General features: G+C 73.1%; 26 protein-coding genes. 17 read left to right on the forward strand and 9 right to left on the reverse strand.

Going from position 1 to position 25,018, the window contains the following annotated elements; genetic code table 11:
• The first annotated feature begins 7 nt into the window (after window positions 1–7).
• The 6 genes from RM779_RS31100 to RM779_RS31125 all read left to right on the forward strand — a co-directional run bounded on the left by RM779_RS31100 (window position 8) and on the right by RM779_RS31125 (window position 6,491).
• A complete protein-coding gene (locus RM779_RS31100; protein ID WP_311621131.1) occupies window positions 8–457 on the forward strand; it encodes a gamma-glutamylcyclotransferase in 450 nt (149 codons plus the stop codon).
• Between the two features lie 133 nt (window positions 458–590).
• A complete protein-coding gene (locus tag RM779_RS31105; protein ID WP_311621132.1) occupies window positions 591–1,391 on the forward strand; it encodes a purine-nucleoside phosphorylase in 801 nt (266 codons plus the stop codon).
• Between the two features lie 83 nt (window positions 1,392–1,474).
• Window positions 1,475–3,232, forward strand: a complete 1,758-nt coding sequence (locus tag RM779_RS31110; RefSeq protein ID WP_311621133.1) for a phospho-sugar mutase — start codon at window positions 1,475–1,477, stop codon at window positions 3,230–3,232.
• Between the two features lie 88 nt (window positions 3,233–3,320).
• Window positions 3,321–4,307 carry a phosphotransferase gene (locus RM779_RS31115; protein ID WP_311621134.1) on the forward strand — a complete coding sequence of 329 codons (987 nt, stop codon included), beginning with the start codon at window positions 3,321–3,323 and terminating at the stop codon, window positions 4,305–4,307.
• A gap of 401 nt (window positions 4,308–4,708) precedes the next feature.
• Complete coding sequence (locus RM779_RS31120) at window positions 4,709–6,004, forward strand: Cmx/CmrA family chloramphenicol efflux MFS transporter (protein WP_394813431.1); 1,296 nt, start codon at window positions 4,709–4,711, stop codon at window positions 6,002–6,004.
• 10 nt (window positions 6,005–6,014) lie between these two features.
• Complete coding sequence (locus RM779_RS31125) at window positions 6,015–6,491, forward strand: HIT family protein (RefSeq protein ID WP_311621136.1); 477 nt, start codon at window positions 6,015–6,017, stop codon at window positions 6,489–6,491.
• 24 nt (window positions 6,492–6,515) lie between these two features.
• Here RM779_RS31125 and RM779_RS31130 read toward each other — a convergent pair whose 3' ends face one another.
• Window positions 6,516–7,376 carry an SDR family NAD(P)-dependent oxidoreductase gene (locus RM779_RS31130; RefSeq protein ID WP_311621137.1) on the reverse strand — a complete coding sequence of 287 codons (861 nt, stop codon included), beginning with the start codon at window positions 7,374–7,376 and terminating at the stop codon, window positions 6,516–6,518.
• A gap of 126 nt (window positions 7,377–7,502) precedes the next feature.
• Between RM779_RS31130 and RM779_RS31135 the strand changes: the two genes are divergently transcribed.
• Both RM779_RS31135 and RM779_RS31140 read left to right on the forward strand, forming a co-directional pair.
• Window positions 7,503–8,144: a TetR/AcrR family transcriptional regulator gene (locus RM779_RS31135; protein WP_311621138.1), complete on the forward strand. Its 642-nt coding sequence runs from the start codon at window positions 7,503–7,505 to the stop codon at window positions 8,142–8,144.
• A 110-nt stretch (window positions 8,145–8,254) separates the two neighbouring features.
• Entirely contained in the window at window positions 8,255–8,371 is a 117-nt protein-coding gene (locus RM779_RS31140; protein ID WP_311621139.1) for a YciI family protein, read from the forward strand.
• A 161-nt stretch (window positions 8,372–8,532) separates the two neighbouring features.
• Here RM779_RS31140 and RM779_RS31145 read toward each other — a convergent pair whose 3' ends face one another.
• The 3 genes from RM779_RS31145 to RM779_RS31155 all read right to left on the reverse strand — a co-directional run bounded on the left by RM779_RS31145 (window position 8,533) and on the right by RM779_RS31155 (window position 11,176).
• Complete coding sequence (locus RM779_RS31145) at window positions 8,533–9,171, reverse strand: PH domain-containing protein (RefSeq protein ID WP_311621140.1); 639 nt, start codon at window positions 9,169–9,171, stop codon at window positions 8,533–8,535.
• Between the two features lie 43 nt (window positions 9,172–9,214).
• Window positions 9,215–10,354, reverse strand: coding sequence for a hypothetical protein (locus RM779_RS31150; protein WP_311621141.1), 1,140 nt, complete (start codon window positions 10,352–10,354; stop codon window positions 9,215–9,217).
• 300 nt (window positions 10,355–10,654) lie between these two features.
• On the reverse strand, window positions 10,655–11,176 hold the full coding sequence (locus RM779_RS31155) for a SigE family RNA polymerase sigma factor (protein WP_311621142.1): 522 nt from the start codon (window positions 11,174–11,176) through the stop codon (window positions 10,655–10,657).
• A gap of 136 nt (window positions 11,177–11,312) precedes the next feature.
• On the opposite strand from RM779_RS31155, the gene deoC reads away from it, so the two are divergent.
• The 3 genes from deoC to RM779_RS31170 all read left to right on the forward strand — a co-directional run bounded on the left by deoC (window position 11,313) and on the right by RM779_RS31170 (window position 14,695).
• The gene (gene deoC, locus RM779_RS31160) at window positions 11,313–12,266 is read left to right on the forward strand and encodes a deoxyribose-phosphate aldolase (RefSeq protein ID WP_311621165.1); all 954 of its coding nucleotides are present in this window, start codon (window positions 11,313–11,315) and stop codon (window positions 12,264–12,266) included.
• Window positions 12,267–12,282: 16 nt separating this feature from the next.
• On the forward strand, window positions 12,283–13,713 hold the full coding sequence (locus tag RM779_RS31165; RefSeq protein WP_311621166.1) for an aldehyde dehydrogenase family protein: 1,431 nt from the start codon (window positions 12,283–12,285) through the stop codon (window positions 13,711–13,713).
• 97 nt (window positions 13,714–13,810) lie between these two features.
• On the forward strand, window positions 13,811–14,695 hold the full coding sequence (locus RM779_RS31170; RefSeq protein WP_394813436.1) for an aldehyde dehydrogenase family protein: 885 nt from the start codon (window positions 13,811–13,813) through the stop codon (window positions 14,693–14,695).
• Between the two features lie 180 nt (window positions 14,696–14,875).
• Here the strand turns inward: RM779_RS31170 and RM779_RS31175 are convergent, their stop codons facing one another.
• Window positions 14,876–15,598 (reverse strand): SigE family RNA polymerase sigma factor, encoded by a 723-nt coding sequence (locus RM779_RS31175; RefSeq protein ID WP_077059410.1) that lies wholly within the window; start codon window positions 15,596–15,598, stop codon window positions 14,876–14,878.
• A gap of 186 nt (window positions 15,599–15,784) precedes the next feature.
• Between RM779_RS31175 and RM779_RS31180 the strand changes: the two genes are divergently transcribed.
• From RM779_RS31180 to RM779_RS31195, 4 genes are all read left to right on the forward strand, one after another.
• Window positions 15,785–16,462 carry a response regulator transcription factor gene (locus tag RM779_RS31180; RefSeq protein WP_171987700.1) on the forward strand — a complete coding sequence of 226 codons (678 nt, stop codon included), beginning with the start codon at window positions 15,785–15,787 and terminating at the stop codon, window positions 16,460–16,462.
• Window positions 16,459–18,024, forward strand: coding sequence for a HAMP domain-containing sensor histidine kinase (locus tag RM779_RS31185; RefSeq protein WP_311621143.1), 1,566 nt, complete (start codon window positions 16,459–16,461; stop codon window positions 18,022–18,024). Before RM779_RS31180 ends, RM779_RS31185 begins: the two co-directional genes overlap by 4 nt.
• Complete coding sequence (locus tag RM779_RS31190) at window positions 18,021–18,611, forward strand: hypothetical protein (RefSeq protein ID WP_311621144.1); 591 nt, start codon at window positions 18,021–18,023, stop codon at window positions 18,609–18,611. Before RM779_RS31185 ends, RM779_RS31190 begins: the two co-directional genes overlap by 4 nt.
• Before the next feature lie 158 nt (window positions 18,612–18,769).
• Window positions 18,770–19,408 carry a VanZ family protein gene (locus RM779_RS31195; RefSeq protein WP_311621145.1) on the forward strand — a complete coding sequence of 213 codons (639 nt, stop codon included), beginning with the start codon at window positions 18,770–18,772 and terminating at the stop codon, window positions 19,406–19,408.
• Window positions 19,409–19,459: 51 nt separating this feature from the next.
• Here RM779_RS31195 and RM779_RS31200 read toward each other — a convergent pair whose 3' ends face one another.
• Window positions 19,460–19,849 (reverse strand): winged helix-turn-helix transcriptional regulator, encoded by a 390-nt coding sequence (locus RM779_RS31200; RefSeq protein ID WP_311621146.1) that lies wholly within the window; start codon window positions 19,847–19,849, stop codon window positions 19,460–19,462.
• A 92-nt stretch (window positions 19,850–19,941) separates the two neighbouring features.
• Between RM779_RS31200 and RM779_RS31205 the strand changes: the two genes are divergently transcribed.
• Window positions 19,942–20,337 carry a PPOX class F420-dependent oxidoreductase gene (locus RM779_RS31205; RefSeq protein WP_311621147.1) on the forward strand — a complete coding sequence of 132 codons (396 nt, stop codon included), beginning with the start codon at window positions 19,942–19,944 and terminating at the stop codon, window positions 20,335–20,337.
• A 90-nt stretch (window positions 20,338–20,427) separates the two neighbouring features.
• On the opposite strand, the gene RM779_RS31210 is transcribed toward RM779_RS31205, so the two are convergent.
• The 3 genes from RM779_RS31210 to RM779_RS31220 form a co-directional block, all read right to left on the reverse strand.
• Window positions 20,428–20,805: an ATP-binding protein gene (locus tag RM779_RS31210; RefSeq protein WP_311621148.1), complete on the reverse strand. Its 378-nt coding sequence runs from the start codon at window positions 20,803–20,805 to the stop codon at window positions 20,428–20,430.
• A gap of 178 nt (window positions 20,806–20,983) precedes the next feature.
• Window positions 20,984–22,162: an adenosine deaminase gene (locus RM779_RS31215; protein WP_311621149.1), complete on the reverse strand. Its 1,179-nt coding sequence runs from the start codon at window positions 22,160–22,162 to the stop codon at window positions 20,984–20,986.
• A 77-nt stretch (window positions 22,163–22,239) separates the two neighbouring features.
• A complete protein-coding gene (locus RM779_RS31220) occupies window positions 22,240–23,253 on the reverse strand; it encodes a LysR family transcriptional regulator (RefSeq protein WP_311621150.1) in 1,014 nt (337 codons plus the stop codon).
• A 93-nt stretch (window positions 23,254–23,346) separates the two neighbouring features.
• On the opposite strand from RM779_RS31220, the gene RM779_RS31225 reads away from it, so the two are divergent.
• Complete coding sequence (locus RM779_RS31225) at window positions 23,347–24,633, forward strand: MFS transporter (RefSeq protein ID WP_311621151.1); 1,287 nt, start codon at window positions 23,347–23,349, stop codon at window positions 24,631–24,633.
• Window positions 24,634–25,018 lie beyond the last annotated feature (385 nt).

A 25,018-nucleotide genomic window follows, 5' to 3' on the forward strand; every position in this document is an offset into this window, starting at 1 on the left:
CGGGGGCATGTCGCTCTACGCCGCTTACGCCGGTAACCTCGACCCCCGGTTGATGGCCCGCCGCGCACCGCACTCACCTCTGCGTGGCACCGGCTGGATCACCGGCTGGCGGCTCACGTTCGGCGGTGAGGAGATGGGCTGGGAGGGTGCCCTGGCGAGCGTCGTGGAGGACAACGGCGCGCCGCCCGGCTCCGACGTGTTCGTCGCGCTCTACGACATCGCCCCCATGGACGAGGACGCGATGGACCGCTGGGAGGGCGTGAGCCTCGGCATCTACCGCCGCACCCGCGTCCAGGTCCACACGCTGGACGGTACGGCGGCCGCCTGGGTCTACGTGCTGAACGCGTACGAGGGCGGCCTGCCCTCGGCCCGCTACCTCGGCGAGATCGCCGATGCGGCGGAGGCCGCGGGCGCACCCCACGACTACGTGATGGAGCTGCGCAAGCGCCCCTGCTGACGGCGCGGCCCGCCCGCCCCTGCGCGCCCTCCGCCGCCGGAGGCGTGAGCGGGCGCACGGTGGATGGCTGTTATGCGCCCCTGGGAACGTCCCGCGTCTACGCGCGTAGGCCGGAACCCGTTAGGCTCGGCGCGTGAACGCTTCTGAAATCGAGGACTCGGCGGACGCCGCGGCTGCACGGGTCCGGGAGTTGACCGGTGTGGCAGCCCACGACGTCGCGCTGGTCATGGGCTCGGGATGGGTCCCGGCCGCCGATGCGCTGGGGGAACCGCAGCACGAGTTCCACGTGACCGAGCTGCCCGGCTTCCCCCCGCCGGCCGCCGAGGGGCACGCCGGCAGAGTCCGTTCCCACCGGGTGGGGAACAAGCGTGCGCTCGTCTTCCTCGGCCGCACCCACTACTACGAGGGGCGCGGCGTGGCCGCCGTCGCGCACGGCGTGCGCACCGCCGTGGCGGCGGGCTGCAAGACCGTCGTGCTCACCAACGGGTGCGGCGGCCTGCGGGAGGGCATGCGCCCCGGGCAGCCCGTGCTGATCAGCGACCACATCAACCTCACGGCCGCCTCGCCCATCGCCGGGGCCAACTTCGTCGACCTGACGGACCTCTACGCCCCGCGGCTGCGGGCGCTCTGCCGGGAGATCGACCCGACCCTCGAAGAGGGGGTCTACGTGCAGTTCCCCGGGCCGCACTACGAGACACCCGCCGAGATCCGCATGGTCCGCGCGATCGGCGGGGACCTGGTCGGCATGTCCACCGTTCTCGAAGCCATCGCCGCCCGTGAGGCGGGGGCCGAGGTGCTGGGCATCTCGCTGGTGACCAACCTCGCGGCCGGTCTCACCGGCCAGCCGCTGAGCCACGAGGAAGTCCTGCGCGCGGGCCGCGACTCCGCGACGCGCATGGGCGCCCTCCTGGCCCGGCTCCTGAGCCGCATCTGAACGTCCCCGCCCCGCACGCCCACGAACGACGAGACGAACGACGACGACACGAACGACGAGACGAACGGGACAGTCGAGACGCGATGGCGAACGAGCTGATCACGCGGGCCCGCGCCTGGCTCGCCGAGGACCCGGACCCGGAAACCCGCGCGGAGCTGGCCGCTCTCATCTCCGAGGCCGAGTCGGAGGAACGGCCCGCCGCCGACGCGCCCGGCGGCGGCCCCGGCGGCGGGCCGGCCACCGCGGAGCTGGCCGCGCGGTTCTCCGGCACGCTCCAGTTCGGCACGGCCGGCCTGCGCGGCGAGATGGGCGCGGGCCCGATGCGCATGAACCGCACCGTCGTCATCCGGGCGGCGGCCGGCCTCGCCGCGTACCTGCGCACCCACGCGCGGAACGCCGAGGACGCGGCCGCCGGTCCTGGACTCGTTGTCATCGGCTACGACGCCAGGCACCGGAGCGCCGACTTCGCCAGGGACACGGCCGCCGTCGTCACGGGCGCCGGGCTGCGCGCGGCGCTGCTGCCGCGCCCGCTGCCGACGCCGGTCCTCGCGTTCGCCATCCGCCACCTCGGAGCGGTCGCCGGGGTCGCCGTGACCGCGAGCCACAACCCGCCGCGCGACAACGGGTACAAGGTCTACCTCGGCGACGGCAGCCAGATCGTGCCGCCCGCCGACGCCGCCATCGCGGACGAGATCGCCGCCGTCGGCGCGCCCGCCGACGTGCCGCGGCCCGCGGCGGGCTGGGAGGTCCTGGGCGAGGAGATCGTGGCCGCGTACCTGGCCAGGACGGCGGCGGCACTCGCGCCAGGCTCGCCGCGCGCCGCCACGGCGGTGTACACGCCGCTGCACGGCGTCGGGCAGTCCGTGCTGACCGCCGCGTTCGCCGGGGCCGGTTTCCCCGCGCCGGTCGAGGTGCCAGAACAGGCGGCGCCCGACCCGGACTTCCCCACCGTCGCGTTCCCCAACCCGGAGGAGCCCGGCGCCATGGACCTGGCGCTGGCGCGCGCCCGCGCGACCGTTCCGCGGCCCGATCTGCTGATCGCCAACGACCCGGACGCGGACCGCTGCGCCGTCGGCATCCCCGACCCGGGCGCGGACGGCGGCTGGCGCATGCTGCGGGGTGACGAGTTGGGCGCGCTCCTCGCGCACCACCTCGTGCGCCGGGGCGTGCGCGGTACGTTCGCCACGTCGATCGTCTCGTCCTCCCTGACGAGCCGCATCGCCGAGGCGGCCGGGCTGCCGTTCCGCGAGACGCTGACCGGCTTCAAGTGGCTCGCGCGCGTTCCCGGGCTCGGCTTCGCCTACGAGGAGGCGCTCGGCTACTGCGTCGATCCGGCCGGGGTCCGCGACAAGGACGGCATCACGGCGGCCCTGTGCGCCGCCGAACTGGCCGCCGGGCTGAAGGCGGAGGGCCGCACGCCCGCCGACGTACTCGACGAACTGGCGCTCGCCCACGGGCTGCACGCCACCGACCAGCTGTCGGTGCGCGTCCAGGACCTGTCGCTGATCGCCGGGGCGATACGGCGGCTGCGCACCCGGCCACCTCGCGAGCTGGCCGGTCTTGCCGTCACGCGCGCCGAGGATCTGGCGGCGGGCGCCGGCGGGCTGCCCCCGACGGACGGGCTGCGCTACACGCTGGCCGGCGGGGGCGAGGTCTCCGCGGCCCGGGTGGTCGTGCGGCCCAGCGGCACGGAGCCGAAGCTGAAGGCGTACGTCGAGGTGGTGCTGCCGGTGTCCGCGCGCGAGGACCTGCCGGCGGCCCGGGCCGCGGCCGCCGCGGTGCTGCGGCGCGTGTCGGAGGACCTGCGCGACGCGCTGGGCCTGGTGCCGCCCGCCGGGTGACACGACGGGGCCGTTCGTTCGGGCGGGGCCGTTCGCGCAGGTGAGGCCGTTTCGACAGGACGCGCCGTGGCGGGGCAGGATCGCCCGCATGGCATCCCCCACATCCCAGGTACCCGTCGCCGCCGTCGGCGCCGTCGCCGCGCGGCGCACCGAGCGGGCCGTGCGCCTGGCCACCGCCGCGGGCCGTGAACTCGGCCTGCGGCCGAAGGACCCGCGCGTGCTGTACGACGTCTTCAACGTGCTGGTGCACCTCGCCCCGGAGCCCGTGGTCGTTCGGGTGCCGTCGCTCGTGCTGTCCTCCGCGGAGGAGCAGGGGGTGAAGCAACGGCGCGAACTGGCCGTCGCGGGCTGGCTCGCCGACACCGGCGCCCCGGTCGTGCGCCCCAGCCCGCTGGTGCCGCGGGAGCCCGTGGTGTGCGAGGGAACCTCGATGACGTGCTGGGAGTTCGTCGACGAGAAGTACCGGCTCACCGTCGAGGAGATGGCGGCGACCGGCCCGGAGCGGCTCGCGGGGCGGTTCGCCGAGGGGGCGGGCTGGGCCGCCGGGCTGCACGAGCGGCTCGCCGCCTATCCCGGGGCGGATGACCTGCCCATGCTGACGCCGCTCGTTCCCGGCACCGGCACGATGCTGGCCGAGCTGCGGAAGCGGCCGCAGTTCCTCACCGCCGCCGACCTCGACCGGGCGGCGGCGGAGTACGCGGCCGCCGAGGACTTCGTGGCGGACCCGGCCGCGTACTTCCCCGGCGTGCGGCTCCAGCCCCTGCACGGCGACGCGCCCGGCTACAACGTCCTGCGGACCGCGGACGGTTATCTCTTCTGCGATTTCGAGGACGCCACGTACGGGCCGGTGGAGTGGGACCTCACCCAGGTGGGCGCCACGGGCGTCGAGGCGTACGAACGCGCCTCCGGCGTGCGCCTCGACCGTGCCCTGCTCGACCTGCTGGAGGGGGCCCGGCTGCTCCAGACCGTGGGCGCGCTGGCGCTCGTGCCGATGATGCCGGAGCTGGCAGCGATGCTCGAACCGGCCATCGAGCAGTGGCGGGCGCGCGAGCCGCTGACGGTGGTGAGGGCGTGACGCCGGGCGCACAAATGCGTGGACGCGGCCGACCGGGCCTGGTTAGGCTGCGCCCATGTCCAGCCCCGAGGCGTCAAGACGCTAGCCACCGGCCGTCCGGTGGCTGCTCGTCCGTCGCGCACGCCATGGCGCTGAGGCACCGCCGCCCCTGAGGGCCGCGGTGCCGGGCACCGCGTTCCCGCGTCCTTCCGCCACCGGATCGCCGGCCTGCGGGCTGTTTCCGACCGGCCGACGTCGTGCCTCACGACGACGGCGGGTTTCTTCGCGCGGCAGTCGCGCGCGCCCGCGTCAACGGCCGTCTGCCCCGGGGACGTTCGTGTGCCGTCTCCTCCTACCGTGCTTTCCGTGCCGTTGCCGTTGCCGGCGTCGATGTGTGCCTGCCGCTGCCCTGTCGATCCACGATGTGGTTGCGGAGCCATTTCACGCCTTTTACCCTTTATCTGCTCGGACTTGCGGTGTGTGCACAAGGCACGTCCGAGTTCATGCTGTCGGGCCTCATCCCCGGCATCGCCGACGACCTGAACGTCTCCGTTCCGGCCGCCGGCTCGCTGACCTCGGCCTTCGCCGTGGGAATGGTCGTCGGCGCCCCGCTGATGGCCGTTCTCAGCCTGCGCTGGTCGCGGCGGCTCGCGCTGCTCGCGTTCCTCGTCGTCTTCCTGCTCGTGCACGTGATCGGCGCGCTGACCACCAGCTATCACGTGCTGCTCGTCACCCGCGTCGTCGGGGCGCTCGCCAACGCCGGGTTCCTCGCGGTGGCCCTTGCCACCGCGACCGCCATGGTCGCGCCGAACGCCAAGGGGCGCGCGACCTCGGTGCTGCTCGGCGGCGTCACCGTCGCCTGCGTGGCCGGCGTCCCCGCCGGAGCATGGCTCGGTCAGCTGTGGGGCTGGCGCGCGGCGTTCTGGGCCGTGGCCCTGATCTCCCTGCCCGCGATCGCCGCGACGTTGCGGTCCGTGCCCGCGGGGGCACCGGACGGCGTTGCCGCGCCGCGGGCGCGCCGCGAACTGCGCGCGCTGCGCAGCCCGCGCCTGCTGGTGACGCTGCTCCTCGGGGCCCTGGTGAACGGGGCGACGTTCTGCGTGTTCACCTATCTCGCGCCGCTGATGACCGAGGTGACCGGCTTCGGGGAGGGCTGGGTGCCCGCGGTACTGGCGATGTTCGGGCTCGGCTCGCTCCTCGGGGTGACGATCGCCGGGCGGGTCGCGGACGTGCGGCCCGTCCGGCTGCTGGCCCGGGGCGGAGCGGCGCTGCTGGCGGGCTGGGCGCTGTTCGCGCTGGTGGCGGGGAACGCGGTCGCGGCCCTCGTGCTCGTCCTGGTGCAGGGCACCCTGTCGTTCGCGGTCGGCTCCACGCTGATTTCCCAGGTGCTCTACGCGGCGGCGGAGGCGCCGACCCTGGCCGGTGGGTTCGCCACCGCCGCGTTCAACGTGGGGGCGGCGATCGGCCCGTGGGCGGGCGGCCTCGCGATCGGCGCGGACCTCGGCTACCGCTCCCCGCTGTGGGTCGGCGCGGGGCTCGTGGCCCTGGCGCTCGCCGTCGCGGGCACGGCCACAGGCCTGCGGCGGCGCGCCCGGCCGGGGAACGGCGGGCACGGCGGGCACGGCGGGCACGGCGGGCACGGCGGGCACGGCACAACGGCCCGCCCGGCGACGGCGGTTGCCCGCGCGGAACGGGGGGCGCGCGGCGGACCGGCCTAGACTTGGGCGCATGGAGGCACCCCGGGTCGGCTGCTACGCCTGCGAACAGGAGACCGGCTTGGGCGCACTGCCGCCGCGCGAGGCCGTCGCGTCCGACCGCCACTGGCGGGTGGCGCACGCGCTGGGCACGGCGCTGCCCGGCTGGCTGGTGCTCCTGCCGCGGCGGCACGTCACGGGCGTGGACGAGCTGACGGACGCGGAGGCGGCGGCGCTCGGGCCCTGGCAGGCCGCTCTGTCGCGGGCGCTGCGCGAGGTGACGGGCTGCCCCAAGACGTATGTGGCGCAGTTCGGCGAGCAGGGCGGCTTCGCCCACCTGCACTTCCACGTGATTCCGCGCGGCGCCGACCTGCCCGCCGCGCGGCGCGGGCCCGGGATCTTCGACCTGCTGCGGCGGCCCGCGGCGGAACGGGTGCCGGACGCGGAGGCCGACCGCATCGCGCGCGCCGTCGGCCGCGCCCTCCGGCACAGGCCGGCGGGCGACGGCTGAACGCGGGCGGCACAGCCCGACCGTTCAACGCTGCGGCTGCGGCTGCGGCTGCGGAATGGCGTGCTCGGCCGCGCGGCTGGTCTCCTCCCACGCCGCCCATGTCCGCAGCCGCGCGTTGCTGACCTCCACGGCCATGTCGTAGACGGCGCTGCCGAGCAGCAGGCGCAGCGGCGGCTCCTCGCTGTCGACCAGCTTCATCAGGGCCTCCGCGGCGAGCCGCGGGTGGCTGTCGACGGAGCCTTCCGCCCACTGCTTCTCCAACTCGGCGCGCAGCCCCGCGTACGACGGATCGGCGGTGGCGGTGTGCATGGCCGTGTACAGGTCGGTCCAGTAGCCGCCCGGTTCGACGATGGTCAGCCGGACGCCGAAGTGCGCGGCCTCGGCGGCGAGCGCTTCGCTCATGCCCTCAAGGGCAAACTTGCTCGCGCTGTACAGGCCCGTGCTCGGGTAACCGCCGAGGGCGCCGATGCTGGAGATCTGCACGATGTGGCCACCATGCTGCTCGCGCAGGACGGGCATGACGGCCTGGCCGACCCACAGGGCGCCGAAGAAGTTGGTCTCCATGGCGGCGCGGGCCTCCGCCTCGCTGAACTCCTCGATCATGCCCATCGCCATCGTCCCCGCGTTGTTGACGACGATGTCCAGGCGGCCGAGGCGCCTGGCCGCCTCCTCGACCGCCGCGAAGACAGCGGCGCGGTCGGTGACGTCGGCGGTGAGCGTGATCAGCCGCCCGTCGTGGCGGGCACGCAGCTCGTCCAGGGAGGCGGTGGTGCGCGACACCGTGGCCACCCGGTCCCCCGCGTCGAGTGCGGCTTCGGCGAAGGCGCGGCCGAGGCCGCGGCTGCCGCCGGTGATGAGCCAGGTGCGGCTGGATTCGGTGCGCATGGACGCCTCCCGGGTGGGGCTTCGGAACGAGACGTTGCGTCTCGCTGACTGCCCCGAAGCTTGCCCGCCGGGCGGCGCCTTGTCAAGACGGACCGTCTCGTATCGCATCTTGCTAGTCTGGCGGCCATGACTCCACGGCAGCAGAACCGGCCCAACCCCGCGCGCCGCAGCGAAGCATCCCGGCAGGCCATCCTCACCGCGGCGTTCGACCTGGTCGGCGAGGTCGGCTACGCCAGGCTGAGCATCGAGGGCATCGCCGCCAGGGCCGGCGTCGGGAAGCAGACGATCTACCGCTGGTGGCCCTCCAAGGGAGCGGTGCTGTTCGACGCGCTGCTGGCCCTCGCCGCCCAGGGCTCGGACGACGCCGCCGGTGCCGCCGGCGCTGCCGACGCCGCCCTGCCGGACACCGGAGATCTGGAGCAGGACCTGAAGACGGTGCTGCGCGCGACCGTCGAGGAGCTGACCGACCCCCGGCTCGACGGCATGATGCGGGCACTGTCCGTGGAGATCATCACCGACCCCGCCCTCGCGGCGCTCTACGCGGAACGGCTCGACGGCCCCATGCGGGAGCTGAAGCTGGCGCGGCTGCGCAGCGCGCAGCAGGCAGGCCAGCTGCCGCAGGACGCGGATCTGGACCTGGCGGTGGACATGCTGTGGGGCGTGCTGCGCACCACCTGGCTGGAGCGCAGCCGCCCCCTTACGGCCGAGTACGCCGATCTCCTGGTGCGGACCGCGCTGAACGGCCTCCGCGGCCCCGCACACCCCTGACCCGCCGCGTCCGCCGGTGAACGCCCGAACCGTACGCGTGCGCGACGGCGTTCCCGCCACCATGGACGGGCCGTACGGGGGAGGCCAAGGAACAGCTCGCCGGATTCTTCGTGCTCGACTGCGAAAGCCCGGAGCGCGCGGCCGAGGTCGCGGCCCGTTTCCCCGATGCCCGGCTGTCCGCCGTGGAGGTGCGGCCCATCATGGACGGCTCCGGACAGGAGATGTGACCCGTACCGGATGAACGCCGACGCCGGAACCGAGAGCAGGGCATGGAAGGCGAACGGATCGGCAAGCGCGGCCGACCGGACACCGGCCGCCCCGAACCGGCGTCGCATAGGCCCACACCGGCCTCGCCCAAGCGGACCGCCACGGAACCCGGGTCAGCCGATCAGCCGGTCAGCCACATGACGGCCAGGCCCACCGCGCCCACGGCGAGCGGCGCCAGGATCTCGTAGCTCCAGCGCACGCCGACCGTGCCGCCCTGCGTCTTCTCCCCGTGGCGCTCCGCCAGCTCCCGCAACTCGGCCACGGCCGCGTCGCCCGGCGGGACGCGCGGCCCGGTGTCCTGCGAGCCGGCCATGCCGCCCCCGCCGAAGCTGAGGCCCATCAGACCGCCGCGGGCCGGCCGCCCGGAGGCCACCTGGTCGTTGTGCCGTGTTGCCTTCGAACGGGCCCGCATCGACACCGGGATCGCCCACATCTGATACTTCGTGCCGCCGGCCAGCACCTCCGTGGAATAGCTGGACCTGATCGTGTCCACCGCGCCCCAGGGGGCGGTGATGGTGCGGAACGGATTCCGCACGCGCAGCCGCTCGTCCGAGGCGAAGACGGCCGGACGCAGAGTGAAGGCGACGACCAGCGGCACCACGAACAGCAGGGTGGATGCCGCCGTCAGCGGCGTCCTGTCCTCACCGCGCAGGATCGCGTCTCCGCCCAGCCACCCGGCCAGACCGAGCAGCAGCACACCTGCCGCGATGGCGGACCCGGAGCGGTAGATGCGGTCGGCATACTTCTGGGGCTCACTCATGCCTCCGATTCTGCCGGAACGGCCCGCATGCCGGTGCGGCCCGCTACCCCTGGCCCGGAATTCCCTCCTCGGCGGAGTCGTACAGCACCTCCCCGTCCGCTCCGTATCCCTTGAGCACAGGGCTGCCGCCCGGCGCGTCCTCGCCCATGCCCGCGACCGCGAAGTACCCAGCCTCCACCACGGCCTCCTCCGTGGCACCCGCGTACTCCACGGTGACCCGCACGACCTCAGGGTCCAGCGTGCCGAAGTGAGCCCAGCGGAAGGGCGTCGTCCATTCGCCCATCATCGGCGCGAGGTACCGGTCGGCGCCCGGGTCGGGGCGCACCGCAGGCCCCGGGTCCGAGGGTGTGTCCGTGCTGGTCTGCATGCCGACGGAGCCGGCCGCCTCCCCGCGATCCGCGCACACCAGCTGGAAGTGGGGCTCCGCCGAGGGGTCGTCGCTGACCGCAAGGACCTGTCGTATCGGCTCCGCTCCCCGATTGTCGTCGCCCTGGGAGACCCAGGCGAGGAGGATGCGCAGATCGCCGACCTCGATGTCCGTCTGCTCCCGCTCCGGTACCTGCTCCTGGCCCTCCCACTCCCCCGACATCTGCCCCTGCCCTTGGAAGGCGGACATGCTGCCCCAGTCCGCTATGCAGCGGGCCAGTGAATCGGCGGCCTGCTCGAACGTGACCCCGTCCAGGAGCTGCCGCTCCGGGTCGGAAGGCCCGGCCGGGCGGCCCGGTGACATCTCCGACTCCTCACCCGCAGCGGACTCGGAGGGCGAACCGGACGGTGATGCCGCGACGGACGGGCCCTCGTCATCACCCAGCCAGTCCTGCTGCGCCCCGATGGCCACGCCGGGCACCGCGATCAGGACGGCGGCCCCGGCCCCCAGCAGTGCCCGGCTGCGCCGCCGCGCCCAACGGCCGCGCCGCACGATGGAGTCGTACGGCGCCTCCTGCGGTGTCGTGCCCGCCGCCCGCTCCGCGAGCATCCGCCTCAGCTCCGCCTCGACGGCGGTGACGTCCCCCGCCTCCTCACCGCCCGCCCCCGTGGTGCGGGCGGCGGACGGCCCGCCGCCTCCGCGGCCGTCCGGGGCCCGGCTGCCGCCGTCCTCCCGTCGGCGCGCTTCTCGGCCGCCGCGGCGGTCTGCCGGCGCATCGCCCCCGGGCCCCGCGGCACCGGTGCTTCTGTCGGTCATGACGTGTACCTCGGTCTCTCTCTGTCTTCTCTTCCGCATTGCCTTTTGCGTTGTCTTCCGGGCTCTGTTCCACGGGCCCTGTTCCGCTGGGACGTTCCGCGCGCTCCGTTCCGGTCCCGCGTCCGCGTCCCTGTCGGGGTGTTCTCCCGGCCTCTCGCCCCGGGGTCGCTCCGTCCGCCACATCCGCTCCATCCACCTGATGCACGCCCCACGCCCGCCTGCCTGCCGGGCCTGCCGGGCCTGCCGGGCCTGCCGATGGCCGAACGCCGGTCATGCGGCGGGATCGTGGAGGCTCGGCGGTCAGAAGGGTGCGGGCACCGCGCTCTGGCCGAGGACGGCTCTAAGCTTGCTCAGCGCCTTGGACGCTTGACTCTTGACCGTGCCGACCGAGCAGCCCAGCGTCTGTGCCACCTCCGACTCGGACAGGTCCTCCCAGTACCGCAGGATCACGACCAGCCGCTGCCGTTTCGGCAGGCCCGCGAGGGCCGCCGCCAGCACCTCCCGCTCATCCGCGCGCGCCATATCGTCCGTGGCCGCCACCGCGTCGGGCGGCACGTCCGTCAGATGCTCCGGCACCCTCCGCTTGCGGAAGCGGTCCTTGTGGCAGCTGATCAGGATGCGCCGCACGTAGGCATCCGGATTGTCGCTGCGCTGCACCCTCGCCCACGAGCGGTACGCCTTGGCGAGCGCGGTCTGCGCGACATCCTCCGCCAGGTGGCGGTCGCCGGTGACCAGGAACGCCGTCCTGACCAGGCTGGGCCACCGGCTCCGCACAAACGCTTGGAACGCCTCCTCCGGCGTCTCCGAGTCCTCAGTTCTCATCCGGGCACCCCCTCACCTTCCCGACCACCGTTCACCGGCTCCAGGTTGCCCACCCGCGGTCCGCAGTTTTCCCGTTCTCTCCGTGGCTCTTCCCGTGACAGGCGACTACGCGCGTAGATATGCTGATCTGGTGAGCATGCCATCCACAGCACCGGCGCTGCCGCTGGCGGACGTGACCGTGTCCGATGCCGCGCTGCGCCGCTTCCTGCACGGGCTGCCCGGAGTGGACGCGGTAGGGCTCGAGAGCCGCGCCGCCGCCCTGGGGACCCGTTCGATCAAGACAACGGCCAAGTCCTACGCCATCGATCTGGCGATTTCGATGATCGACCTGACCACCCTCGAGGGCTCCGACACCCCGGGGAAAGTGCGGTCGCTGTGCGCGAAGGGCGCCGCGCCCGATCCGTCGGACCGTTCCGCCCCCGCGGTCGCCGCCATCTGCGTCTACTCGGACATGGTGCGCGAGGCCAAGGAGGCCCTGCGCGGCACCGGGATCGCGGTCGCCTCGGTCGCGACCGCGTTCCCCGCCGGGCGTGCGGCCCGTTCCGTCAAGCTCGCCGATACGCGGGAGGCCGTGGCCGCGGGTGCCGACGAGGTGGACATGGTCATCGACCGGGGGGCGTTCCTCTCCGGCCGCTACCTCCAGGTGTTCGAGGAGATCACCGCCGTCAAGGCCGCCTGCGGCGAGGCCCATCTGAAGGTGATCCTGGAGAACGGCGAGCTGGCGACGTACGACGCCATCCGCCGCGCCTCCTGGCTGGCGATGCTGGCGGGCGCCGACTTCATCAAGACGTCGACCGGCAAGGTCGCGGTCAACGCCACCCCTGCCAACACGCTGCTGATGCTGGAGGCGGTCCGCGACTTCCGCGCCGCCACCGGCCGCCAGGTCGGCGTCAAGCCGGCCGGCGGCATCCGCACCGCGAAGGACGCGCTGAAGTACCTGGTGCTGGTGAACGAGACGGCGGGCGACGACTGGCTCGACCCGGCCTGGTTCCGGTTCGGCGCCTCCAGCCTGCTGAACGATCTGCTGATGCAGCGTCAGAAGCTCACGACCGGTCGCTACTCCGGCCCCGACTACGTAACGGTGGACTGAAGGCCCCATGACCGCGATGAAGTTCGAGTACGCACCCGCACCCGAGTCCCGTTCGACCGCCGCGATCGCCTCGTCCCACGGGCTGTTCATCGACGGCGAGTTCCGGCCCGCCACCGGAGGCAAGGTCTTCAAGAGCATCGCGCCCGCCTCCGAAGAGGTGCTTTCCGAGGTGGCGCACGCCGGCACGGACGACGTGCACGCCGCCGTGGAGGCGGCGCGCAGAGCGTTCCCGCGCTGGTCGGGGCTTCCGGGCGCCGAGCGCGCGAAGTACCTGTTCCGGATCGCGCGGCTGATCCAGGAGCGCTCCCGTGAGCTGGCCGTGCTGGAATCGCTCGACAACGGCAAGCCCATCCGTGAGTCCCGAGACGTCGATCTCCCGCTGGTGGCCGCGCACTTCTTCTACTACGCGGGCTGGGCGGACAAGCTGCCGCACGCCGGCTTCGGCCCCGACCCCAAGCCCCTCGGCGTGGCCGGACAGGTCATCCCGTGGAACTTCCCGCTGCTGATGCTCGCCTGGAAGATCGCGCCCGCGCTCGCCACGGGGAACACGGTGGTCCTGAAGCCGGCCGAGACGACCCCGCTGACCGCGCTCCGCTTCGCGGAGATCTGCCGCCAGGCCGCGCTGCCGCCCGGCGTCGTCAACATCGTGACGGGCGACGGCACCACGGGCGCCGCGCTCGTCGAGCACCCGGGCGTCGACAAGATCGCGTTCACCGGCTCCACGGGCGTCGGCCGGCGCATCGCCCGCACCGTCGCCGGCACCCGCAAGAAGCTGACGCTCGAACTGGGTGGCAAGGCCGCGAACATCGTTTTCGACGACGCGCCCCTCGACCAGGCCGTCGAGGGGATCGTGAACGGCATCTTCTTCAACCAGGGGCACGTCTGCTGCGCCGGGTCCCGCCTCCTGGTTCAGGAGTCCGTCGCCGAGGAGCTGCTGGGCGCGCTGAAGCGCCGCATGGCGACGCTGCGCGTCGGCGACCCGCTTGACAAGAACACGGACGTCGGCGCCATCAACTCCGCGGCGCAGCTGGCCCGCATCCGCGAGCTCGCAGACGTGGGCAGCGCGGAGGGCGCGGAACGCTGGTCGCCGCCGTGCGAACTGCCCGCGGACGGTTACTGGTTCCCGCCGACGCTGTTCACCGGCGTCACGCAGGCCCACCGCATCGCCCGCGAGGAGATCTTCGGCCCGGTGCTCTCCGTGCTGACGTTCCGGACCCCCGAGGAGGCGGTGGCCAAGGCCAACAACACGCCGTACGGGCTGTCCGCGGGCATCTGGACCGAGAAGGGCTCGCGCATCCTGTGGCTCGCGGGGCAGCTGCGCGCCGGGGTCGTGTGGTCCAACACCTTCAACAAGTTTGATCCCACCTCGCCGTTCGGCGGCTACCAGGAGTCCGGCTACGGCCGCGAGGGCGGACGGCACGGTCTGGGGGCCTACCTCGATGTCTGACCCGATGTCCGACTCGACGTCCGACTCGACGTCCGACCCGATGTCCGACCCGATGTCCGAGCAGCCGCATACCCCCGAGAGGACGGACGGATCTGCGATGCCGATGCCGGAGCACGCCACGCCCCTTGCGGTCCTCAAGACCTACAAGCTGTTCATCGGGGGCGCGTTCCCCCGCTCCGAGAGCGGACGGGTGTACGAGGTGACCGATCCCCAGGGCAACTGGCTGGCCAACGCGCCCCTCGCCTCCCGCAAGGACGCCAGGGACGCGGTGGCCGCCGCCCGCAAGGCGTTCCCGCGCTGGTCGCGAGCCACCGCCTACAACAGGGGCCAGGTGCTCTACCGCGTCGCCGAGCTGCTCCAGGGGCGCCGCGACCAGTTCCGCGCCGAAGTCGCCGCCGCCGAGGGCCTGTCGAAGGCGCGGGCGCGCGCGGCCGTCGAGGCGGCGGTCGACCGCTGGGTCTGGTACGCGGGCTGGACCGACAAGGTGGCGCAGATCGCCGGTTCCTCGAACCCGGTGGCGGGCCCCTACTTCAACCTCTCCTCGCCCGAGCCGACCGGCGTGGTCGCCGTGCTGGCACCGCAGGACTCCTCCCTGCTCGGCCTGGTCTCCGTCCTCGCCCCGGTGCTCGCGGGCGGCAACACGGCGGTGCTGGTCGCCGGGGAACGCACGCCCCTGCCCGCCCTGTCCCTGGCCGAGGTGCTGGCCACCTCGGACGTGCCCGCGGGCGTGGTCAACGTGCTGTCCGGCCGCACCGCGGAGCTGGGCCCGCCGCTCGCCGCGCACCAGGACGTCAACGCGATCGACCTGACCGGTGCCGCGGACCCGGCGCTGGCCGCCGAGTTGGAGGCGACGGCCGCGGAGAGCCTGAAACGTGTCCGCCGCCCGGCCGTGGACGCCGAGGACTGGACGGCCGACCCCGGCACGTCGCGCCTGCTGGCGTTCCTGGAGACGAAGACGGTGTGGCACCCCATGGGGGTGTGACCCCGCCGCCGACGACACCACGCGGCGGGAACGAGGGCGGAACGCGGCGAAGCGGGGCCCGGCCGAACCTCCCGGCCGGCCGAGCCCCGCGACGCTTCCCCGTTCCCCCGGTCCCCCGTTCCCCCTGATCCCCCTCGTTCCCCCGTATCCCCGCCCCCTCGGGCGGCGTCCCCCACGCGTTCAGGCCACCAGCTCGCCGAAGGACTCCTCCTGGTCCTGGCCGAGGCTGAGGGCCCGGTCCTCGCGCAGCCGGCGCAGAGTGCGCCAGATGCTGCTCTTCACCGTGCCGACGCTTATGTTCAGCGTGTCCGCGATCTCCGGGTCGGTGCGGCCTTCGTAGTAGCGCAGCACCAGCATGGTGCGCTGCTGCTCGGGCAGCCGCGCCAGCGCCTGCCAGAGCACGGTGCGCAGCTCGGTGCCGCGCATCGTGTCGTGCTCGCCGGGCGCCTCGGGCAGCTCCTCGGTCGGGTACTCGTTCAGCTTCCGCCGCCGCCAGGCGCTGATGTGCAGGTTGGTCATCGTTCGCCGCAGGTATCCGCCGACCGCCGCCTTGTCGCTGATCCGGTCCCAGGCGCGGTACGTGGACAGCAGCGCGCTCTGGAGCAGGTCCTCGGCCTCGTGCCGGTCGCCGGTCAGGTGGTAGGCGGTGGCGTACAGGGAGGCGCGGCGCTCTCGCACGTAGGCGGTGAACTCCGCCTCCGTGGCCCCCTCGCGCCGCACGCTCCCGTTCCGCCCCCCAGGCGCACCCACCGCGGTCAGGTGTGGGCGCTGGTGCCCGATGCCGCGCCGGCCCCCCAGCCGGTTGGCCGCACCGGACTTCTCCCCGCACCGGACGGGAACCATCGCGGTGGTCGTGCGCGTCTCGCTCACCGCCGTGCCAGTGACGCTGTGCACTGCGCTCATCTCCGCTCCCCCTCGTTCACGCCGTCCGTGTTCGTTGGGGAATACATTGCCGGGCCAGTTTCATGGGGTGGTCCCCCAACTGTCACAGCGGTGTCACAGGCCCTCCGGCCGCCTCCACACCTGACGGGAACGCTTCAATGGCAGGAGAGTCGAACTCCCGAGGGTCCATAGGCCACAATGACCCGCGTGGCTTTCCTGTTGCTGATCGAGGACGACGAGGCGGTTCGCACGGCCCTGGAGATGAGCCTGACTCGCCAGGGACACCGTGTCGTGACCGCCGCGACGGGTGAGGACGGCCTGAAGCTTCTGCGTGAACAGCGGCCGGACCTCATCGTCTTGGACGTCATGTTGCCCGGTATCGACGGTTTTGAGGTGTGTCGGCGCATCCGCCGCACCGACCAGCTGCCGATCATCCTGCTGACCGCGCGCAGCGACGACATCGACGTCGTCGTCGGCCTCGAATCGGGAGCCGACGACTACGTCGTCAAGCCCGTCCAGGGCCGCGTCCTCGATGCCCGCATCCGCGCGGTGATGCGCCGCGGGGAACGGGAGTCCAACGACTCGGCCACCTTCGGCTCCATCGTCATCGACCGGGCCGCCATGACCGTGACGAAGAACGGCGCCGACCTCCAGCTCACCCCCACCGAGCTGCGCCTTCTCCTTGAGCTGAGCCGGCGGCCGGGCCAGGCCCTGTCCCGGCAGCAGCTGCTGCGCCTGGTCTGGGAGCACGACTACCTCGGCGACTCGCGCCTGGTCGACGCGTGCGTCCAGCGCCTGCGGGCCAAGGTGGAGGACGTGCCCTCCTCGCCCAAGCTCATCCGCACCGTGCGCGGTGTGGGCTACCGGTTGGACGCCCCCGCGTGAGCGATGCCAGCGACGGCCGGGTGCGCGGCTGGCTCCGGGCGCTGCTGCGCCTGACCAGCCTGCGGCTGCGCCTGGTCACCGTGTTCGCGCTGGTGGCTCTCGTGGCGGCGGTCTCGGTGTCCGGCATCGCCTACTGGCTCAACCGTGATGCCGTCCTCACCCGCGCGCAGAACACGGCGCTGCGCGACTTCCGCAAGTCGCTGGGTGACCGGGCGACCACGCTCACCGAGAGCCCGATGTGCAACGATTTGCACAGTATGGCCGCCGGAGTGGCGGAAAACACACTCGACTACCAGGTCGTGCTCATCGACGAGGCGTCGGACGGGCAGATATGCCAGGCCGAGTCCGACCCTGGCCGGTTCAACCTGGACATGGTTCCGGCCTCGCTGATCGAGGCCGTGCACGACCGGCGCGACGGCGACGGCTCCGCCGAGTACCACCTCTACTGGCAGCGCATCTCCCTCGACGGCGACCCGTTCCTCATCGGCGGCACCCGCGTCATCGGCGGCGGCCCCACCGGCTACATGCTGGCCTCCCTCTCCCCCGAGCAGGACGACCTCAACTCCCTGGCCTGGTCCCTCGGCATCGCCACCGCGCTCGCGGTCGTCGGCTCCGTCCTCCTCGCCCAGGCCGCCGCCACCATGGTGCTGCGGCCGGTGCAGCGTCTCAGCGACGCCGCCCAGCGCCTCGGCGAGGGCAAGCTCGACACCCGCCTCGAAGTGCGCGGCGCCGACGAACTCGCCGAGCTGACCCGCACGTTCAACAGCAGCGCCGCCTCGTTGGAGCAGCGTATGCAGGACCTCAGCGCCCGCGAGTCCGCCAGCCGCCAGTTCGTCGCCGACATGTCGCACGAGCTGCGCACCCCGATGACGGCCATCACCGCGATGACGGAGGTCCTGGAGGACGAGGTCGACAACCTCGACCCGATGATCGCCCCCGCCGTGCAGCTCGTCGTCAGCGAGACCAGGCGGCTGAACGACCTCGTGGAGAACCTGATGGAGGTCACCCGCTTCGACGCCGGCACCGCGCGCATGGTGCTCGACGACGTCGACATCGCCGACCAGGTCACGGCCTGCATCGACGCCCGCGCCTGGCTCGACGCCGTCGAGGTGAACGCGGACCGCGGCATCATCGCCGAGCTCGACCCGCGCCGCCTTGACGTCATCCTGGCCAACCTCATCGGCAACGCCCTCAAGCACGGCGGCTCCCCGGTCCGCGTCACCGTCCGCGAGGAGCGGACCGCCGCCGCCGGCGGCGGGCACGACGTGCTCGTCGAGGTCGCCGACCAGGGGCCCGGCATCCCGGATGCCGTCCTGCCGCACGTCTTCGACCGCTTCTACAAGGCCAGCGCCTCCCGCCCGCGCTCCGACGGCAGCGGACTCGGCCTCTCCATCGCGATGGAGAACGCGCACCTGCACGGCGGCGACATCGACGTGCACAACGCACCGGGCGGCGGCGCGGTGTTCACGCTGCGGCTGCCGCGCCAGGCGAGGCTGCCGGAACACGAGGCGGCCGGCGCGGAGCACCGCGGTGGCGCCACGGCGGCAGGAGGTGCCGGATGACGAGGGCCGCGCGCGCGGCGGGCGTACTGCTGCTGACGGCCGCGACCGTCGGCTGCGGCATCAGGGCGACGGACGTACCCGTCGACGCGGGCCCCGCGCCCAGCCGCGCCGCCTGCGACACGACGCCCGAGGCCGAGGAGTCGGCGGCGGACACCGAGGTGTACCTGCTGTGCGGCTCGCACGTCGAGTCCGTCGCCCGTCCCGTCGACCTGCCCGCCGGTTCCGAGGACCGGGTCGGCGCCGCCAAGGCGCTGCTGGACGCGTTGCAGACCGACCCGAGAAACGAGGAACGGGCCGCGGGCTTCACCAGCGAGGTCCCGGACGACCTGGAGGTCTCCGGCCCGGTGGCCGACGACCCGGCCCCGGCGCTGCGGCTGAGCCAGGGCCCCGCCGACCTCACCGCCGCCGCCCTGGTGCAGATCATCTGCACCTTCGCCAGCAGCGACCAGATAGCGGGCAACGGGCAGACGGTGATGCTCGGTGGCCCGGCCGGGGCAACGGCGGAGCACGAACCCCGCGTCTATGCCTGCACGAACGCGATGCGCACCACCCCGGAGGCGGCCCACTCGGCCCTCCCGCCACCCTGAACGCTCCGCACGCCGCGGCGTCGCACACGTGGCGGAGGCGCATGTAGCGGTGGCGCCCGCGGCGGTGGCGGTGGCGCCCGCGGCGTGCCGGACCCGGATAAGACGCAGGTCACATCGAGCGACGGAACCGGCCAGTAGCCTTCGGCGTCCTGATCCCCGTGCAGCATCATCCAGCGGGCTCCCCCGAGCCCGGTGCCGGCCCGCGCCTGCGGGTTGCGGCTCTCGCCCTCCTCACGGTCTACGTGATCGCCATCGCCTGGCTCGCACTCCGGCCGCTCGAAGTGCTCTGGGTCTCCCCGGCCAACGTGGAGCCGTTCGCCACCATCCGCGCGGACATCGACCGGGGCCCCGAGGAGGCCGTCCGCACCATCGGCGCGGGGATGCTGCGCCTCGTCCCGCTCGGCGTTCTGCTGCCGCTGCTCGGCCGGTACCTGGGGGGCACCAGGTTCGCCTCACTGGCCCGCACTGTCTTCGCGGGCGGCATGATCTCGCTGATCCTCGAATACCTTCAGTCGCTGGTCCCGAGCCGTGTCGCGGACGTCGACTCGATCATCCTCAACACCTTCGGCATCGCCGTCGCCCACCAACTGGCTTACGGCCGCCTGCGGGCCCTCGTCTTCCACGAGCCGCGCCCCACCCCGCGCCGCCCGGTGGCGCGGCGGCTGTCGCCGCGCGCCGCCGCGGCCCCCGAGCAGCACTTCCACCAGGCCCGCCGGGTTCGCACGGGCCCGCGCGTCTGGGCGGCCCCCGGCCCGGCCGACCGGGACGCGCCCGCGCTGTCGTCGTTCCGCGGCTGAACCCGCCAGCGCGCCGTCAGCGCCCCCGCCAGCGCGCCGTCAGCGCCCCTGTCAGCGCGCCGCTGCCGCCTCGTCGAAGGCGGCGCGGGCGGCGGCGACGGTGTCGCGGTGCCGTTCGGCCCACTCGGTCAGCCCGGACAGGTGCGCGTGCAGTTCGCGCGCCATGTCGGTCGCCGCGTACTCCACCCGCGGCGGCACGGTGGGGTGGACGGTCCGCACGAGGAAGCCGTCGCGTTCGAGCTGGCGCAGGGTCAGCGTCAGCATCCGGCGGCTGATCCCGTGGATCGCGCGCTCCAGTTCCGTGAAGCGCATCGGCCGGCGCGCCGTCTCCAGCAGCACGACGATGCTCCACTTCCCGCTCACCCGCGAGATCACTTCGAGCAGCGTGCACGCCTCCTGCTCGTCGGCCCGCTCGGGCACACGCGTGTTCCGCTGTGACATAGAAGTGCCTTCTTCCCGCCCGCCGTCGACTCGCCCATCATGGCGACCGTAGCAAGGGGAACGGCCCCTGACCGGACGACGAGGAACGGCTCATGACCACCGCCTTCGACGACACGACGCGTGCGCTGCTCGACGGCACGAACGTCGCCACCCTCGCCACGCTGAACCCGGACGGCAGCCCGCAGACGTCCGTGGTGTGGGTGATGAGCGACGAGGGCACCGTTCTGCTGTCCACCACCGCCGCCAGGCAGAAGGCGAAGAACATCGCCAGGGACCCGCGGGTCGCCCTGACGGTCTTCGACGCGGCGAACCCCTACCTCTCCCGCGACATCCGCGGCACCGCCGAGCTGACCGGGGACCCGGACAAGCTGCTTGGCAGGCGGCTTTCGCACAAATACCTCGGCCAGGACCCGCCGTTGGAGCCCGACGACGTGGTCCGGCTCGTCGTCCGCATCACTCCGACGCGGGTGCTCGGCTTCGCCGGGTGAGGGCGGGCCGCGGCGGGCCGCGGCGGTACGGCGAAGGGGCCGCCCCTTCTCGGGAACGGCCCCGGGCGCCGAACGGGCGGGCGCGGGCGGTCACATGGCGAGCTGCACGCCATCGAGGAGTTGGCCGGTCGGCAGGCCGAGCTTCTCGGTCGGGTCCACCGGCAGCCCGCCGAGCAGGTCGAGCGCCGGCTCGGTGAGCTTCTCCGTGGCGGAGCCCTCGGTGGTGTGGGTCAGCGTTTCCGTCAGCGCGGGCAGGGCATCCGACTCGCCGGACAGCAGGGTCTTCCCGGTGCCGACCACCTCGCCGGTGCCGCCGGGCAGCGCGCCCGCCGCCTCGTCGAGCGAGGGCAGGGTGCCGGCCACCTTGCCCGCCGTCTGGCCGACCGCGTCGGGGACTGCGGCGGAGGCGGCACCCGCTCCGGCGGCGGTGAGGGCGGCGCCGAGCGCGACGACCCCGAGACTCTTCATCGTTGCCTGCTTCATCTGTGACTACGTCCTTGAGTGGGTTTCGAGCGGCGCCCCGAAGGTAACCGCTGGAAAGTGCCGCCGCAATGAATCGAAATGCGCGCCGTTACCCGTGACCCGCCCGGCGCACCCGGTCGTACCGGCCACCGCCGCACCACACTTCGCCTGCTCAACCCGCAGGTCAGGACGTTGAGGAACCCTTTTGCCTGAACAGCCATTCGGAGCGTAGCGCGGCGTACCCCGGTTTGATGACCTCGTTGATCATCGCCAGACGTTCATCGAAAGGAATGAACGCGGATTTCATCGCATTGACCGTGAACCACTGGAGGTCGGCCAGCGTGTACCGGAATGTGCGCACCAGATGGGTGAATTCGGCGCTCATGCTGGTGCCGCTCATCAGCCGGTTGTCGGTATTCACCGTGGCGCGGAAGTGCAGCCGCCGCAGCAGACCGATCGGGTGCTCCTCGTACGAGTCGGCGGCGCCCGTCTGGAGGTTGGACGTGGGGCACAGCTCCAGCGGGATGCGCTTGTCGCGGACGTAGGCGGCCAGCCGCCCGAGGGTCACGGAGCCGTCCGCGCCGACCTCGATGTCGTCGATGATCCGCACCCCGTGTCCGAGCCGGTCGGCACCGCACCACTGGAGCGCCTGCCAGATCGACGGCAGGCCGAACGCCTCGCCCGCGTGGATCGTGAAGTGGTTGTTCTCCCGCTTCAGGAACTCGAAGGCGTCCAGGTGCCGGGTGGGCGGGAACCCGGCCTCCGCGCCCGCGATGTCGAACCCGACGACCCCCAGGTCGCGGTAGCGGTTGGCCAGTTCGGCGATCTCCAGCGCGCGTGCCGCGTGCCGCATCGCCGTCAGCAGGGCGCCGACGCGGATGCGGTGGCCCGCGGCGGCGGCGAGCCGCATCCCTTCGCGGAAGCCCTCGTTGACGGCCTCGACCACCTCTTCGAGCCCGAGGCCGCCCTGCAGGTGCTGCTCGGGCGCGTACCGGATCTCCGCGTACACGACGCCGTCCGCGGCGAGATCGAGGACGCACTCGGCCGCGACGCGCCGCAACGCCGCCGCGGTCTGCATCACGCCGACGGTGTGGGTGAACGTCTCCAGGTAACGTTCCAGCGAGCCGGAGTCGGCCGCCTCCCGGAACCAGGCGCCCAGGCGCTCGGGATCGGTCTCCGGCAGCCGGTCGTAGCCCTGCTCGCGGGCGAGTTCGGCGACGGTGGCGGGCCGCAGCCCGCCGTCGAGGTGGTCGTGCAGCAGCACCTTGGGGGCGCGCAGGGTCTGTTCCGGGCTCGGCGGTGTCTCGGTCGCTGTCGTCGGTGTCGTCGGTGTCGTCGCTGTCGTCGCTGTCGTCGGAGTCACGGGGGCACCCTAACGCCTACGCGCGTAGATCACCGGGGAGTTCACGCCGCGCGGGGTGGGGCGAGGCGGGCGCACGGTCAGTGCTCCACGCCCTGGTCGGCGGCGGGCGGCGGGCCGGCCAGGCGTCCGCGGCGGCCGAGCAGGAACCGCTTGAAGTCGGCCACCGGACGCGTGTCGGAACGGCCCGCCATCCACGCGACGCCGATCTCGCGCACGGCGCGCGGCACGCTGACGGCCAGTTCGCGGACACCGGGACGGGCAACCGTCGGGGGCGGCAGCAAGGCGACGCCGAGGCCCGCGGCGACCAGGCCGCGCAACGTCTCCGGCTCCTCACCCTCGAACGCCACCCGCGGCCTGAACCCCGCCTGCTCGCATAGCGCTTCGGTCAGCCGCCGCAGCCCGTACCCCGGTTCGAGCGTGACGAACGGCTCCTCCGCGGCCTCCGCGAGCCGGACGCGGCGGCGCGCGGCGAGGCGGTGGTCGGCGGGGACGACGAGCAGCAGGCGCTGCTCGTCGAGGCGGCGCGTGACGAGGTCGGGCGCCTCTGGAACGGGCGAGGTCAGGCACAGGTCCAGCTCCCCCGCCCGCATGCGCTCGATCATGTCCTCGCCGTAGCTCTGCACGAGCGCGAAGCGGACGCGAGGGTGGTCCTCGCGGAACTCGCGCAGCAGCGCCGGAACCGTCTCCGGGCCCATGGTGTGCAGGAAGCCGAACGCGACCTTCCCCGCCGCCGGATCGGCGTCGGAGCGGACCGCGTCCACGGCGCGCTCGACCTCCCCGAGGGCGCGTTCGACCGAGCGGGCGAACGCCCGGCCGGCGGGCGTGAGGGCGACGGTGCGTCCGCGGCGCGCGAGGAGCGCCATGCCGAGGTCGGCCTCCAGCCTGGCCATGGCACGGCTGAGCGTGGGCTGCGGAACGGACAGGTCGCGCGCGGCCTGGGTGATGTGTTCGTGGCGGGCGACCCCGGCGAAGTACGCGAGGCGCGGCGCCAGCAGCGCGGCCCAGGAGCCGGGTGAGATGTCCGCCCGGGGCGACGTGACCGAGGCGCCCGCCGTTACCGGGAAGTCGTTTTCGTTACGCGGAGATGACATGCCGCCCCTTCACCTGTGCTTATGCTCCAGCATTATATAGAGCCGCCGGTTCATGCATTGGACGCATAAAAAGGGTCGGCGTACGTTTGCAGTATGCCCAGCCCAGCAACGGGGGCTCCCGCCACCGCGGGGGCCTCTCCCTCGCCTTCCTCGGCCGCTACCCCGGCCCGTTCCTTCTCCCTGACTTCCCTCTCTTCGCACGTGCGCATCAACCTCGCGCTGTTCGCGATCGGCCTCGCCACCTTCGCGATGCTGTTCTCCACGCAGGCCCTGCTGCCGGACATCGCCACCGCCTACGGCATCAGCCCCGACCGGGCCAGCTGGACGGTGTCGGCGACCACCATCGGCCTGGCCGTCGCGGTGCTGCCGCTGAGCACGCTCTCCGAACGGTTCGGGCGGCGGCAGACGATGACCGCCTCCGTCGCGGTCGCCGTGGCCCTGGCCGTGGTGATCCCGTTCGCCCCCGACCTGTCCACACTGATCGCGCTGCGGGCGGTGCAGGGCATGGCCATAGCGGGCATCCCCGCCTCCGCGGTGGCGTACCTCTCCGAGGAGCTGGACGGGCGGGCGACCGTGGGCGCGGTCGGCCTCTTCATCGCGGGCAACAGCGTGGGCGGCATGTCCGGCAGGGTGCTGACCGGCTGGGTGGCCGAGGGCTTCGGCTGGCGGGCCGCGCTCGGCGCGGTCGCCGTGCTGGGAATCGCCGCCGCCGTGCTCTTCCGGGTGCTGCTGCCGCGCTCGCGCAACTTCACGCCCGCGTCCCTGCGCCCGCGGCTGGTGCTGCGCACGGTCCGCGACCACCTGGCCAGGCCGCTGCTGCTGCGCCTCTACGTCATCGGGATGCTGCTGATGGCCGCGTTCAGCGCGGTGTACACGGTGATCGGCTTCCGGCTGGTCGAGGAGCCGTTCAACCTCTCGGCCGGCCTGGCCGGTTCCGTCTTCGTCATCTACCTCGTCGGCACCGGCTCGTCCTCCGCGACGGGACCGCTGATGGAACGGCTCGGGCGGCGCGGTGCGCTGTACGTCGCGATCGGTACGGTGACGGCCGGGCTGCTGCTGACCCTCGCCGACCACCTGGTGGCCGTGCTGACCGGCCTCGTCCTGATCACGGCGGGCTTCTTCTTCGGGCACGCGGTGGCCTCCGGCTCCGTGAGCCGTACCGTCACACACGGCAAGGCGCAGGCATCGGCGCTGTACCAGGTCGCCTACTACCTGGGGGCGAGCATCGGCGGCACGGCGGGCGCCATGATCTTCCACCACGCGGACTGGGCGGGACTCGTCGCCTCCGCCCTGGTCGCCCTGCTGGCGACGGCCGCCATCACGCTGTACGCCACGCGCCGCGCGCTCGTCGAGCGCCGGACGCTTGCCACGGCCGCCTGAGGCGTCGCATCCACTGGGAGAACGAGAGGGAATCACTCTCGGTGAGGAGGAGGTTCCTTACTTTCGTCTCCTGTGCGGGGGCGGGGGCGGGGGGCATGCTGGACGCGTGAACACATTCTCGCTCCGCGTGACCGCCGTAGTCCGTCTCGTGATCGGTTCCGGAGCTAGGGCGGGGCGGGCGCCGCGCGCCCCCTCTCACACCAATCGCCCCTGCCCGGCACGCTGTCCGCCGTCGCACCATGAGTACGACCGTGCAGCGTCTGGGGAGGGCGAGGATGGGACAGCACAGCAAGCCGGAGCCGGACCCGGGAGAGGGCACTCCCCCACCGGAAAACGCGGACAGCCAGGTCCCGGTGCCGCCGGCACCGGAGGGCAAGCACAAGAA

Source organism: Streptomyces johnsoniae (assembly GCF_031845565.1).
Taxonomy (GTDB): Bacteria; Actinomycetota; Actinomycetes; order Streptomycetales; family Streptomycetaceae; genus Streptomyces; species Streptomyces johnsoniae.

Coding starts and splice junctions, on each gene's coding strand:
- RM779_RS31100 (WP_311621131.1), top strand. CDS start 8: ATGTCGCTCTACGCCGCTTACGCCGGTAACCTCGACCCCCGGTTGATG.
- RM779_RS31110 (WP_311621133.1), top strand. CDS start 1,475: ATGGCGAACGAGCTGATCACGCGGGCCCGCGCCTGGCTCGCCGAGGAC.
- RM779_RS31115 (WP_311621134.1), top strand. CDS start 3,321: ATGGCATCCCCCACATCCCAGGTACCCGTCGCCGCCGTCGGCGCCGTC.
- RM779_RS31120 (WP_394813431.1), top strand. CDS start 4,709: ATGTGGTTGCGGAGCCATTTCACGCCTTTTACCCTTTATCTGCTCGGA.
- RM779_RS31125 (WP_311621136.1), top strand. CDS start 6,015: ATGGAGGCACCCCGGGTCGGCTGCTACGCCTGCGAACAGGAGACCGGC.
- RM779_RS31130 (WP_311621137.1), bottom strand. CDS start 7,376: ATGCGCACCGAATCCAGCCGCACCTGGCTCATCACCGGCGGCAGCCGC.
- RM779_RS31135 (WP_311621138.1), top strand. CDS start 7,503: ATGACTCCACGGCAGCAGAACCGGCCCAACCCCGCGCGCCGCAGCGAA.
- RM779_RS31145 (WP_311621140.1), bottom strand. CDS start 9,171: ATGAGTGAGCCCCAGAAGTATGCCGACCGCATCTACCGCTCCGGGTCC.
- RM779_RS31150 (WP_311621141.1), bottom strand. CDS start 10,354: ATGACCGACAGAAGCACCGGTGCCGCGGGGCCCGGGGGCGATGCGCCG.
- RM779_RS31155 (WP_311621142.1), bottom strand. CDS start 11,176: ATGAGAACTGAGGACTCGGAGACGCCGGAGGAGGCGTTCCAAGCGTTT.
- deoC (WP_311621165.1), top strand. CDS start 11,313: ATGCCATCCACAGCACCGGCGCTGCCGCTGGCGGACGTGACCGTGTCC.
- RM779_RS31165 (WP_311621166.1), top strand. CDS start 12,283: ATGAAGTTCGAGTACGCACCCGCACCCGAGTCCCGTTCGACCGCCGCG.
- RM779_RS31170 (WP_394813436.1), top strand. CDS start 13,811: ATGCCGATGCCGGAGCACGCCACGCCCCTTGCGGTCCTCAAGACCTAC.
- RM779_RS31175 (WP_077059410.1), bottom strand. CDS start 15,598: ATGAGCGCAGTGCACAGCGTCACTGGCACGGCGGTGAGCGAGACGCGC.
- RM779_RS31190 (WP_311621144.1), top strand. CDS start 18,021: ATGACGAGGGCCGCGCGCGCGGCGGGCGTACTGCTGCTGACGGCCGCG.
- RM779_RS31200 (WP_311621146.1), bottom strand. CDS start 19,849: ATGTCACAGCGGAACACGCGTGTGCCCGAGCGGGCCGACGAGCAGGAG.
- RM779_RS31205 (WP_311621147.1), top strand. CDS start 19,942: ATGACCACCGCCTTCGACGACACGACGCGTGCGCTGCTCGACGGCACG.
- RM779_RS31210 (WP_311621148.1), bottom strand. CDS start 20,805: ATGAAGAGTCTCGGGGTCGTCGCGCTCGGCGCCGCCCTCACCGCCGCC.
- RM779_RS31220 (WP_311621150.1), bottom strand. CDS start 23,253: ATGTCATCTCCGCGTAACGAAAACGACTTCCCGGTAACGGCGGGCGCC.
- RM779_RS31225 (WP_311621151.1), top strand. CDS start 23,347: ATGCCCAGCCCAGCAACGGGGGCTCCCGCCACCGCGGGGGCCTCTCCC.